Source organism: Exiguobacterium sp. OS-77 (genome assembly GCF_000414195.2).
In the GTDB taxonomy this organism is placed as follows: Bacteria; Bacillota; Bacilli; order Exiguobacteriales; family Exiguobacteriaceae; genus Exiguobacterium_A; species Exiguobacterium_A indicum.
This window is the reverse complement of record NZ_DF239008.1, coordinates 2,483,271-2,494,580: the sequence shown is the minus strand read 5'-3', so window position 1 is coordinate 2,494,580 and position 11,310 is coordinate 2,483,271. Positions and strand designations below refer to the sequence as shown.

Sequence of the window (11,310 nt, the reverse complement as noted above, 5' to 3'; positions counted from 1 at the left end):
GCATGAATGAATTAGAATTATACCAACTCGATCCGGCACGTCGGAAGACGACGATCCGTTCGTTGATCCGCTATGCGATGCATGAGAAACAAGCGATTTTCTTAGGGTTGTTTCTACTCGTACTGGCAGTCGGAGCGGAATTGACAGGTCCGTATATTGCCAAAGTCATCATTGATGAACATATCGTGGCAATTGAGAAGGACTGGATCGAAGTTAAAGCGGACGGAGCGGTCACATATGACGGTCGTCAGTTCGCCAAAGCACAAGACGTCTCGAAAAGTCAGATCGTTCAGTCCGTCTCGATCGTTCAAACGACCAACGGCTACTTTTTCGTACCGAAACAAGTCGTCAGTGGAGGAGAGCGGAAAATCAGTGGAAATACGATGACGGTCACGCGTGGAGACGACGTCTACACGTATGATAATATTCAAAAACTGACACAAGGACAGGTCTATGATTTTTATTCAAAAGACTTAAAAGCAATCGGCTGGTTGTCCTTGATCTACGTCCTTTTGCTGCTAGTAGCAGCTGGTTTGAACTGGATTCAGCAAATCTTGCTCCAGCGATCTGCTCATAAAATCATTAAACGGATGCGTCTTGATGTCTTTACGCATCTGCAACGGTTACCGGTTCGTTATTTCGACCAGACACCGATCGGGAAAATTGTCAGTCGCGTCACGAATGATACGGAAACGATTCGCGATCTATATCTCGGTGTGCTCGCCCGGGTCTTCTCGGGAATCATCACGATGGCGGGGATTCTCGTCGCGATGTTCTTCCTCGATTATCGATTAGGACTAGTCTCACTAATCATCATTCCGATCGTCTATTTCTGGATTCAGCTATTCCAGAAACTCGCGACGAAGAACAACTTCAAGGTCCGCTCCCTCGTTGCCGACATGAATGGTCAACTGAATGAGAACATCCAGACGATGCCGATCATTCAGGCTTATGCACGTGAGAAGGAAGTCCTTGCTGAATTCGAACAAAAAAACGAAGAGAACTATCAGACCCGGGCAAAGTTGTTACGACTCGATGCCCTGATGTCCCATAACTTATCCTACTTTTTGAAAAACTTGACGCTCGCCTTATTGATTTGGGTCGTCGGCGGAAAAAGTCTGACGAACGGCTCGTTTTTATCGCTCGGGATCTTATATGCGTATATCGATTACGTGTCCCGTTTATTCGAACCCGTCACCCAAATCATGAATCAGCTGTCACCACTACAACAAGCACTCGTTTCAGCGGACCGGATGTTCCAGTTGCTCGACGAAAAGGGAGAGCCGGTCGAACAAGGTCGCGTTGCTCGGTTTAAAGGAGCGGTGTCCTTCAAGGACGTCGAATTTAGTTATGAAGCGGGAAATCCCGTGTTACGTGAAATTCAAATCGATGCTCGTCCTGGCGCGACGATTGCTCTTGTCGGACACACGGGTAGTGGGAAAAGTTCGATCATGAACCTGCTGATGCGTTTCTATGATCCGTCAAAAGGACAGTTGTTGATTGACGGACAGGACGTGACGCGTTTGCCGAAACAAGCGGTCCGTGAGCATATGGGCATCGTCCTACAGGATCCGTTCCTCTTCACAGGAACGATTCGCTCGAACATCACACTTGGCAATCCTGACATTTCCGAGGAACGTGTTCGCCAAGCGATCGAAGCCGTCGGCGCGGATCGGTTCATTGATCGTTTACCGAGCGGACTCGATGAACCAGTCATCGAAAAAGGTGCCACGTTATCAGCGGGTGAACGACAGTTGATCAGTTTTGCCCGTGCGTTAGCGTTCGATCCTGCGATCCTAGTTCTTGACGAAGCGACAGCGAGCGTTGACTCGGAAACGGAAGCGGTCATTCAGGATGCCTTGCTGACGTTGACGAAAGGGCGGACGACGTTCATCATCGCCCACCGCTTGTCGACGATCAAGGATGCGGATGAGATTCTTGTTCTCGATCATGGTCGGATCGTCGAGCGAGGATCCCATGATGTGCTCCTCGCAGCATCCGGGATTTATGCGAAAATGTATGCGTTACAAAGTAAACGGAATCTTGAATTGAAATCAAGCTAATCCATCCAGTTTCTCCTCCTTTTCGTTTATACTGAAAAACGAAGAGGGGGAGTTTTTGTAATGGAGACACGGATGAGTCAATTATCGAAATACGAGCTTGAGATGTTGATCACGAAATTAAGTGAACAAAAACGAAAAGCGGAGCAACATGGGAATGTAAGTGAAGTGGAAGTCGTGACGCGAAAAATCGCCATTGCGAAAAGTTATTTGATCGATCCAGCACGATTCGAACGGGGAGCCTTTTACCGAATCGAAGGAGAAGAGGCACGATTTGAGTTACATTTCGTCAATGGGGTCATGGGCTGGGGACATTTTGAAGGAACCGCTCAGGAAGTCGCGATTCCGCTCGCGTTATTCACAGGAGAGGGGGAACAAACATGACGAATCGAGAACAAGCCCTTCAGCAATTGGCTGAAGAATTATTGCAAGTGAATGAAGTACTGACACCGGAAGAAGCACTGACGTGGGTCGAAGTGCTGTGGGAAGATTTCGAAGCGACACTCGCGCGCGCGGGTGAGAAATATCAAGGTGAAGCCGTCGCGGTTCATTTCGTCGAGCAACAGATCAAACAGCACGGGGCAATGTTACACCGGTTTAATACGACGAACGAAAAATTCAAGCATTTGATGACAGGTCGAAACGTCGAATGAAAAAAGCTCCGCACATCGGGATTTCCGTTGCGCGGAGCTTTGTCTTTATAATGCAGGGATGAACAGTTTTTTCTGCAAGGTCCGTTCGCTGAAGACCCAGCCGGTATAGGAGCTGACGATCTCTTGTGTGGCAGCGTCGATTCTGACGACGGCAACGAATGGATAGACTTCCTTCGTGAAGTAACGTAAGTTCGTAAAGCGGTATTCGACAATACCGTCCTTTCGTGAGACCGTATACGTATGAATCTTCGAAAACTCAAGAAACGCTTGCAAGTCCGCGTTTTGTTTGACGATTTCATACAAGGCGTCACCGTGTGGTTCGTCCTTGATCCGAAAGTTTCCGCATTCGACGACCGTTCCACTGTTGATCTTAACGACAGAATACTCATCGCGTAAACGTGCCGCGACATGCCACTCATCCCATTTCATGCCAGGGGAGATGAACAGTTTATGCGCGCCGCGATAATAGCGGGCTGCGGTCGCGAGGGCATCGTTTCGTAACTTAAACTGCACAGCGTAATAGATGATGACGATGGCAATCAAAATCGGGAAGATGACGATCGTCGCTCTCGTTAGTAGCCAAATCCCGAACGCGGCATAATACATCGTGAACAGATATGGATCAAATGTATTGATGACACCCCAACCGATCCAGGATTTTTTGAACGGGTGTAAGGCTTGTGTACCGTAAGCGTTAAACAGATCGACAAAGACATGAAGAGCGACAGCGATCTGCGCCATCAGCCATAATGAAGTCGGAGGTACACCGAATAACGTGCCGATGACGATTGAAAGTAATAACGGCCAGGCGAGCAAAGCGATCAACCCGTGCGATTTTCCACGGTGTTGACGCAAGTAGGCGCTGTTTCCTTTAAACTTAAAGACAGTATCGAAGTCCGGTGCGTGTGAGCCGACGAGCGCCGTCGTCGTCACGGCAGCAAACATCGTCGTGCTCGCTGCGACGTCAGGGTGTAGCGTCGAGATGGCGGCGAGACAAAGTCCCATGCCGATATGCGTACCAGTATCCAATGCGAATTCGCTCCTTCTATAAAATCGTGATGGTGAATCCATCGAGGTTCTGCCGAGTAATTTTTAATAAATATATCGTATCCAAGAGAAAAGAGGTAACCTTTTGACTGTCGTTCAAGAATATTTCACAAACTTTAATAAAACACAATTTACCACAGAACTGATTGCCTGGTTCCTTCGTGAACAGCGGGATCTCCCGTGGCGAAGAACCAAAAACCCATATCATATCTGGATTAGTGAGATCATGCTTCAACAAACACGCGTCGATACAGTCATTCCGTATTACGAGCGCTTTACGAAACGTTTTCCGACACCGCATGATTTGGCAGAAGCGGATCAAAGTGAAGTTCTGAAGCACTGGGAGGGCTTAGGGTACTATTCCCGTGTCAAGAATCTTCAAATCGCGGTTCAGGAAGTTGTTGAAAAATATGATGGAATCGTTCCGGACGAAAAGGAATTGTTCAGTCAGCTGAAGGGCGTCGGTCCGTATACGACAGGAGCGGTTCTATCGATTGCTTATGGGCAAGCAGAACCAGCTGTAGACGGAAATGTGATGCGCGTCCTCTCGCGTGTACTTGGGATTTATGAAGACATTGCTGCGCCGAAGACGCGGAAATTGTTTGAAGCAGCAGTTCATCAATTGATTGATCCGGCTGATCCGTCCAGCTTCAATCAAGGCTTGATGGAACTCGGTGCGATGGTCTGTACGCCAAAGTCTCCGATGTGTGGACTCTGTCCTGTTCAAGACGTTTGTTTCGCATATGATCGAAATGCACAGGAAGAACTACCTGTGAAGACGAAGAAAGGGAAGACGCAAATTATTCCGTATGATGCTCTCGTCTATGAAACGAACGGAAAAATCGCAATTGAACAACGAGCAGAAACGGGTTTGCTCGCAGGGATGTGGCAATACCCACTTCGAGAAGCAGAAGAAGATCGTAATGGGACGCTTGTCGGGCACGTTCGACATATCTTCTCACACCGGATTTGGGAAATTGCCGTCTATCGCGTGACGGAACAGCCGGACCAGACGGTACTAGTTGATCAGGAAACGTATGCGACGCATCCAGTATCTGTCGCGCAAATGAAGATTGATCGACTATTAAAGGGGGAAATCTAATGCATACTTTTCGTTTTGAGACACGTGTCGATACATCAAAGGAGCAAGCGTGGGATTTTTTAAGTGACGCCAAGGCCTTAAGTCGATTGACAGTATTTCCGCAAGTGAAGACGTCGGGTGATACGCGGACGCGAGCAGGAAATACGATTCGTCTGCGCGTTGGTGTTCCTCCACTATTTGTCTCGTGGACGTCTTGGATTCCTTTCGTAGAAGAATATGTCTTCGTCGATGTCGGTACAAAAGTGCCGTATCCATTCCGGGCATGGTGCCACGTGCACCGAGTCGAAGAACGTGAATCTGGCGTCTATTTCGTGGATGAAGTGACGTACGCATCCTTCTTGCCAGCCTTCGTCAGTGAAGCATTCATCTTGAAACCGATGTTCAAACAACGAAAAAATGCGATTTTGAATCACTTTCAAGCCTGAATTCCGTCATTTTTCTGAAAAAATACCCTTTCGTTTTTCATGCGTTCTGAAAATGGGTATAATAAGCACGAGAGTATAACAGAATGGAAGAAAAACGCTTTAGAAAGGAGTAGCACATGAGTCGATTCCCAAAAGAAAGTAGCAAGATTGAGATTCAAAGTTTCAAACATAACGGGAGCTTACACAGAGTTTGGGAAGAAACGCTCGTGCTGAAATCGACGGAAGAAGAATTGATTGGGTTCAATGACCGCATCATGGTCAGTGAATCGGATGGTCGTCAGTGGCGAACACGAGAGCCTGCAATCTGTTACTTTTCAACAGAACTCTGGTTCAATGTCATTTGTATGATTCGGGAGGATGGCATTTACTATTACTGCAATCTTGGATCACCTTCTACGTTCGATGAGAAAGATCGAGCAGTCAAGTACATTGATTACGATTTAGATATCAAAGTGTATCCGGACATGTCCTACATGATCCTCGATGAGGACGAGTATGAGAAGCATCGCCGCGAGATGAACTATCCGAAGGCGATCGATCGTATTTTGAAAGACAATGTCCAAATCCTGATTCAATGGATCCGCAGTCGCAAGGGTCCATTTAACCCGGCTTTCGTGGATATGTGGTATCGTGAATATGAAACAAGATATCGGAGATGATGGTTCGCCATCGTCTTTTTTTAATTGAAGGAAGTGAAACACGTGGCAACACAAGCAAAACGTAAGAAACAAGGTTCGATCCGCCGCTATATGGCGTTCGTCAAGCCGTATCAAAAACAGATTCTCCTGACGGTTTTCGTCGGGATCATCAAGTTCTCGATCCCACTTGGACTTCCGTTGTTGTATAAGTACATCATCGACAATATCCTAACTGGAAACACGATGCCGATGGCAGAAAAAAGTAAACAATTGGCGTATTTGATCGGAGCGGGTGTCTTCATCTTCTTGATCGTCAAGCCGCCGCTCGAATACGTCCGTCAGTACCTCGCGCAATGGTCCGCGTCTAAGATTTTATTTGACGTTCGTAATCGATTGTTTGATCATGTTCAGAAATTATCGCTTCGTTTTTATTCGAATACGAAAACCGGAGAAGTCATCTCGCGAATCATCAATGATGTCGAGCAGACGAAAGACTTCGTCGTCACGGGATTAATGAACCTATGGCTTGATATGATTACGATTTTCATTGCGATCGCTATCATGTGGACGATTGATCCGAAGTTGACGCTCGTCGCCATTATTCCGTTACCATTCTACGCCCTCGCCGTTAAGTTCTTTTACGGTCGCTTACGTGGATTGACACGGGAACGTTCGGCAGCCCTTGCGGAACTACAAGGTCATTTGACGGAACGGGTCAACGGCATGGCAGTCATTCGTAGTTTTGCACTCGAACCACACGAGAACAAGGCGTTCAAACATCAAAATGATGGCTTCTTAAAAGCGGCGCTGCGTCAAACGAACTGGAATGCGCGGACGTACGTCGTCGTCTCGACGATTACGGACTTCGCACCGATCCTCATTTTCGGGACAGCGGCGTTCTTCGTCTTGAACGGACAAGTGACACTCGGGACGATGGTTGCATTCATTGGTTACATCGATCGCCTGTATGCGCCGCTCGGTCGTCTCGTCAACTCCTCAACGACGTTGACGCAGTCGATCGCTTCGATGGACCGGATGTTCGAGTTTTTAGATGAGCCATATGACATCACGGAAAAACTGAATGCACGCGATCCAAAAGATGTCCGCGGAAACGTTCAGTTCGAAAACATCAGTTTCGCTTACGAAGAAGGCGGCGAGCTAGCGATTGATCGCTTAACGCTTGACGTTCAGGCAGGTGAACGGATTGCTTTCGTCGGGATGTCAGGTGGTGGGAAATCGACGCTCGTCAGTTTAATTCCACGCTTCTATGATGTGTCTGCCGGTCGGATCACGCTTGACGGCGTTGATATTCGTGACTTGAAGTTGCGTGGTCTTCGCGATCAGATCGGGATGGTCATGCAGGAGTCAATTCTATTCAGTGAGTCGGTTCAGATGAACATTAAGATGGGGAATCCGGAGGCGACGGATGAGGAAGTCATCGCAGCGGCAAAAGCAGCGAATGCCCACGAATTCATCGAACGATTACCAAACGGTTATCATACGCCGGTCGGTGAACGAGGCGTTAAGTTATCAGGTGGTCAAAAGCAACGTCTAGCCATCGCTCGGGTCTTCTTGAAGAACCCGCCGATTCTGATTTTGGATGAGGCGACGAGTGCGCTCGATTTAGAGAGCGAAGCGATGATTCAAGATTCGTTAGCGCGTCTCGCGAAAGGACGGACGACGTTTACTGTCGCGCACCGTTTATCAACGATTACCGATGCCGATAAGATCGTCGTCATCGAAAATGGTCAAATTACGGAAATCGGAACACACGAAGTCCTCATGCAAAAACGAGGCGCTTATTTCGAACTGTATGCCATTCAAAATCTGGAACTCGTCGAATAACACAAAAGCAGCGACCTTTGCGAGGTCGCTGCTTTTTTAGTGGGAGGACTTAGAGTCGAGCAAAGGCACGATCGACTGCTGCAATCGTCTCTGTGATGTCGGCTTCCGTATGTTCCGTCGTCAAGAACCACGCTTCGTATTTCGAAGGAGCAAGGTTGACGCCTTCTTCCAACATCAATTTGAAGAAACGTCCGAACATCTCACTATCTGCACGTTCTGCACCATCGTAATCGATGACTGTTTCGTCCGTGAAGTAGACCGTCATGGCACCTTTTAGACGGTTGATCGTAATCGTGACGTCATGGCGTTTTGCTGCTTCAAGTACACCTTGTTCGAGTAATGCGCCAAGGTGATCGAGTTGTTCATAGACACCAGGCTGCTCAAGTAGTTCAAGGCAAGCGATACCGGCAGCCATCGATGCTGGGTTACCTGCCATCGTTCCCGCTTGATAAGCAGGACCGAGTGGCGCGACGTGTTCCATGATTTCTTTGCGACCTCCATAAGCGCCGATCGGTAAACCACCACCGATGATTTTGCCGAGTGCCGTCATATCGGGGCGGATATCGAGTAACTCCTGTGCACTGCCGTACGTGAAGCGGAAGGCTGTGATGACTTCATCATAGATGACGAGTGCGCCGTGTGCATGCGTGATTTCGTTGACCGCAGCAAGGAATCCAGGTTGCGGTTCGACGATACCGAAGTTTCCGACGATCGGTTCGACGAGTACACAAGCGACCTGATCGCCCCATTGTTCCATGATTTGACGGTACGATTCGATATCATTGAACGGTGTCGTGATGACTTCTTTTGCCGTCGCTTTCGTGACACCAGCTGAATCAGGAGAACCAAGTGTCGCCGGTCCGCTACCTGCTGCAATCAGCATCAAATCCGAGTGACCGTGGTAACACCCACTGAACTTCACGACGAGCTCACGACCCGTATACGCACGTGCGACACGAATCGTCGTCATGACAGCTTCGGTTCCCGAGTTCGTAAAGCGTACTTTTTCAAGCGAAGGAATCGCTTTTTGTAGTTTATGTGCAAAGTCGATTTCTAGACGGTGTGGTGTGCCGTAAAGAAGACCATTTTGGGCAGCATGGGTGATCGCTTCCGTAATGTGAGGGTGACCGTGTCCCGTGATGATCGGACCGTAGGCTGCTAAGTAATCGATATAGCGATTGCCATCGACATCATAAAAGTAAGCACCTTCTCCGCGTTCCATATAGACAGGTGCGCCGCCACCGACGGCTTTGAATGAACGCGATGGGCTGTTGACGCCACCGACGATACACTCTTGTGCGATTTCATATAACGCCTCTGAAGTAGGACGTGTAGTGTGGGTAGACATGAGGATTCCTCCAATCGATGATTCGTGAAAAATATCACGATATGATTGTATCATGGACGTCAAATCCGGTGCAGAGCCGTTGACGGAATGCCTATTTGTAGGTAGACTAATTATAAAGATTACAATCTGATAATCAATGAAAGATAGAAATGAGGGGATGGACGTGGCTAACGAAATGCTGGATGACGCCGTGAAGTCACTTCGGGAATCAGGCGTTCGAATGACACCACAACGTCACGCGATTTTGGAATATTTAACGACGGGACACACGCATCCGACAGCGGATGAGATTTATCGTGCACTCGAACATCGTTTTCCAAACATGAGTGTGGCGACTGTATATAATAACTTACGCGTGTTTCGAGAAAAGGGAATCGTTGAGGAAATGAATTACGGAGACGCTTCAAGTCGCTTCGATTTCGTTACGACACGCCATTACCACATGATCTGTGAGAACTGTGGAAAGATCGTTGATTTCAACTATCCTGTGCTCGATGATGTTGAGACGGTTGCGGCGCACTTAACGGGCTTTAAAGTCGATCGTCACCGATTAGAAGTGTACGGAACTTGTCCGGACTGTCAATCGAATGTCCAATAAAAAAACGAGCTGCCTTAGCGGGGAGCTCGTTTATTGTGTTTATTATATTTTTCATCGAATTCTTTACCTTCAAGAGATGGATCCATCGTCAGTGGTTCATCGCAATGCATACATAAGTCGACGCGACCAAGAACCTTTGTTTCTTTTCCGCAATTCGGACAAGTGACGACAGCTGCCTTCGTTGATGTCAGACCAATCAAGAAATAGAGTGCCGTACTGGCAAGAACCATGACGAAACCGAGAAGCATGAGTAAGACCATGATGATTTCAAATTGTTTGAGTAATAGACCGCCATACATGACGAGCATCCCACCGAACACAAGAAACATAGCTAAGTTTCTCGCGCGGTTTATTTTATTTTTACGTTGTTTTTTCAAGTGAATTCCCCCTGTTGTCAGTCTAGCATAAGAAGTGGGATTGCCTGAAGAAGGAAAGCTTGTTTTTTTGTCGAAAATGGTAACGACGAGTTCGTATAGAAGGGTGAGAAGTACATGGAACAAGCAACACGAACGATTTATTCGGAGTACGCGGCTTATCGCGAAACACAAGGGATCATTGCTGTTGAGAAACGGCAACCACGGGATTCCCTGACGGATCAATTTGATACACTTCTTGTCGTCATCACGAGAGACCCAGAAGTCGAGTGGACGATCAAACATTATCGACTGAATACACTAAAGGTATCATTACACCTCGTACATGAAGATGTGTTATCACGCTGGATTTTGTTAAATGCGAATCGACGCGCGATTCACTGGATTGCAGAAGGAACGATCGTTTTTGAACGAAATGATTACTTAGTTGATTTAAAACGGCAGCTATTAAACTTTCCTGATGAGGAAAGATGTTTACAGATGACGATCTCATTCGCTAAACTTTTGCGTCGTTTCCAAGACGGAAGGAACTTGTTCAGTCGCGGACATCATTATGATGCCTATACACACGTCCATCACGCATTACATCATCTCGCGCGATTATCTGTTCTGGAAAAAGGAAAACATCCCGAAACAGTCGTCTGGGAACAAGCGCGACTCGATGATCCGGATGTCTATAAACTATATGAACAATTATTGATGAGTGAAGAGACATTAGATCAACGTATTCACCTAGCCTTGATTGGACTTGAGCATCTTCTGCAGTCGAAGGTCTTATCGGGAGGACGCTATTTATTTGAAATCATGCGTGAGCGGACAAGTCCTTGGACAATGTATGAATTGATGGAAGAAGAGCGACTGCAAGAAGTCAAAGTGGATTTAAGTAGTCTGATTGATTTCTTTATGCGAAAAGGTCTGATCAGGATTTCGTATCAAACAACTAAAGGAGCAGGGGTCGAACTCGTAACGTATGAGCCGGTCGTATGACGATCGGCTTTATTTTTTTCTATGTGTTGTTTTGGCTATATATAGAAGGAAAAAGATTTCAAAAGTTTTTTTAGAAAAACTATTGACGGTATTATACCGAGATAGTATATTAATACATGTCGACAGGGCAACACGCACTGGACGGTGACGAGAAAGAAAAAAGATTTCAAAAAGGGATTGACGCTTAAGTTATTCCGTGATATCTTATTAAAGTCGCTGAAAACGACACGACG

12 protein-coding genes are annotated in these 11,310 nt (G+C 47.1%); 9 read left to right on the top strand and 3 right to left on the bottom strand.

Going from position 1 to position 11,310, the window contains the following annotated elements; genetic code table 11:
- Positions 1-2 precede the first annotated feature (2 nt).
- Genes EXG77_RS12835 through EXG77_RS12825 form a run of 3 tightly spaced genes read left to right on the top strand, consistent with a single transcriptional unit; the run spans position 3 to position 2,713 of the window.
- The gene (locus EXG77_RS12835) at positions 3-2,063 is read left to right on the top strand and encodes an ABC transporter ATP-binding protein (RefSeq protein ID WP_035398759.1); all 2,061 of its coding nucleotides are present in this window, start codon (positions 3-5) and stop codon (positions 2,061-2,063) included.
- Between the two features lie 60 nt (positions 2,064-2,123).
- Complete coding sequence (locus tag EXG77_RS12830) at positions 2,124-2,444, top strand: DUF1811 family protein (protein ID WP_023467306.1); 321 nt, start codon at positions 2,124-2,126, stop codon at positions 2,442-2,444.
- Positions 2,441-2,713, top strand: a complete 273-nt coding sequence (locus tag EXG77_RS12825) for a YfhJ family protein (protein WP_023467307.1) — start codon at positions 2,441-2,443, stop codon at positions 2,711-2,713. The genes EXG77_RS12830 and EXG77_RS12825 overlap by 4 nt, the downstream gene beginning before the upstream one ends.
- 45 nt (positions 2,714-2,758) lie before the next feature.
- Here EXG77_RS12825 and EXG77_RS12820 read toward each other — a convergent pair whose 3' ends face one another.
- The gene (locus EXG77_RS12820) at positions 2,759-3,742 is read right to left on the bottom strand and encodes a metal-dependent hydrolase (RefSeq protein WP_023467308.1); all 984 of its coding nucleotides are present in this window, start codon (positions 3,740-3,742) and stop codon (positions 2,759-2,761) included.
- 103 nt (positions 3,743-3,845) lie between these two features.
- Between EXG77_RS12820 and mutY the strand changes: the two genes are divergently transcribed.
- The 4 genes from mutY (at position 3,846) to EXG77_RS12800 (ending at position 7,770) form a co-directional block, all read left to right on the top strand.
- On the top strand, positions 3,846-4,862 hold the full coding sequence (gene mutY / locus EXG77_RS12815; protein ID WP_023467309.1) for an A/G-specific adenine glycosylase: 1,017 nt from the start codon (positions 3,846-3,848) through the stop codon (positions 4,860-4,862).
- Entirely contained in the window at positions 4,862-5,287 is a 426-nt protein-coding gene (locus tag EXG77_RS12810; RefSeq protein WP_035398758.1) for a hypothetical protein, read from the top strand. Before mutY ends, EXG77_RS12810 begins: the two co-directional genes overlap by 1 nt.
- Before the next feature lie 116 nt (positions 5,288-5,403).
- Positions 5,404-5,946 carry a DUF402 domain-containing protein gene (locus tag EXG77_RS12805; protein WP_023467311.1) on the top strand — a complete coding sequence of 181 codons (543 nt, stop codon included), beginning with the start codon at positions 5,404-5,406 and terminating at the stop codon, positions 5,944-5,946.
- 90 nt (positions 5,947-6,036) lie between these two features.
- Entirely contained in the window at positions 6,037-7,770 is a 1,734-nt protein-coding gene (locus tag EXG77_RS12800) for an ABC transporter ATP-binding protein (RefSeq protein ID WP_035398853.1), read from the top strand.
- Between the two features lie 49 nt (positions 7,771-7,819).
- On the opposite strand, the gene EXG77_RS12795 is transcribed toward EXG77_RS12800, so the two are convergent.
- Positions 7,820-9,118, bottom strand: coding sequence for a glutamate-1-semialdehyde 2,1-aminomutase (locus EXG77_RS12795; RefSeq protein WP_023467313.1), 1,299 nt, complete (start codon positions 9,116-9,118; stop codon positions 7,820-7,822).
- A gap of 175 nt (positions 9,119-9,293) precedes the next feature.
- Here EXG77_RS12795 and perR point away from each other — a divergent pair, with 175 nt between their 5' ends.
- Positions 9,294-9,716 carry a peroxide-responsive transcriptional repressor PerR gene (perR, locus tag EXG77_RS12790; protein ID WP_369792039.1) on the top strand — a complete coding sequence of 141 codons (423 nt, stop codon included), beginning with the start codon at positions 9,294-9,296 and terminating at the stop codon, positions 9,714-9,716.
- 14 nt (positions 9,717-9,730) lie between these two features.
- Here perR and EXG77_RS12785 read toward each other — a convergent pair whose 3' ends face one another.
- The gene (locus EXG77_RS12785) at positions 9,731-10,093 is read right to left on the bottom strand and encodes a DUF2614 family zinc ribbon-containing protein (RefSeq protein WP_029340912.1); all 363 of its coding nucleotides are present in this window, start codon (positions 10,091-10,093) and stop codon (positions 9,731-9,733) included.
- A gap of 114 nt (positions 10,094-10,207) precedes the next feature.
- Here EXG77_RS12785 and EXG77_RS12780 point away from each other — a divergent pair, with 114 nt between their 5' ends.
- On the top strand, positions 10,208-11,077 hold the full coding sequence (locus tag EXG77_RS12780) for a nucleotidyltransferase-like protein (protein ID WP_035398755.1): 870 nt from the start codon (positions 10,208-10,210) through the stop codon (positions 11,075-11,077).
- Positions 11,078-11,310: the final 233 nt, after the last annotated feature.

Coding starts and splice junctions, on each gene's coding strand:
- EXG77_RS12835 (WP_035398759.1), top strand. CDS start 3: ATGAATGAATTAGAATTATACCAACTCGATCCGGCACGTCGGAAGACG.
- EXG77_RS12830 (WP_023467306.1), top strand. CDS start 2,124: ATGGAGACACGGATGAGTCAATTATCGAAATACGAGCTTGAGATGTTG.
- EXG77_RS12825 (WP_023467307.1), top strand. CDS start 2,441: ATGACGAATCGAGAACAAGCCCTTCAGCAATTGGCTGAAGAATTATTG.
- EXG77_RS12810 (WP_035398758.1), top strand. CDS start 4,862: ATGCATACTTTTCGTTTTGAGACACGTGTCGATACATCAAAGGAGCAA.
- EXG77_RS12805 (WP_023467311.1), top strand. CDS start 5,404: ATGAGTCGATTCCCAAAAGAAAGTAGCAAGATTGAGATTCAAAGTTTC.
- EXG77_RS12800 (WP_035398853.1), top strand. CDS start 6,037: ATGGCGTTCGTCAAGCCGTATCAAAAACAGATTCTCCTGACGGTTTTC.
- EXG77_RS12795 (WP_023467313.1), bottom strand. CDS start 9,118: ATGTCTACCCACACTACACGTCCTACTTCAGAGGCGTTATATGAAATC.
- perR (WP_369792039.1), top strand. CDS start 9,294: ATGCTGGATGACGCCGTGAAGTCACTTCGGGAATCAGGCGTTCGAATG.
- EXG77_RS12780 (WP_035398755.1), top strand. CDS start 10,208: ATGGAACAAGCAACACGAACGATTTATTCGGAGTACGCGGCTTATCGC.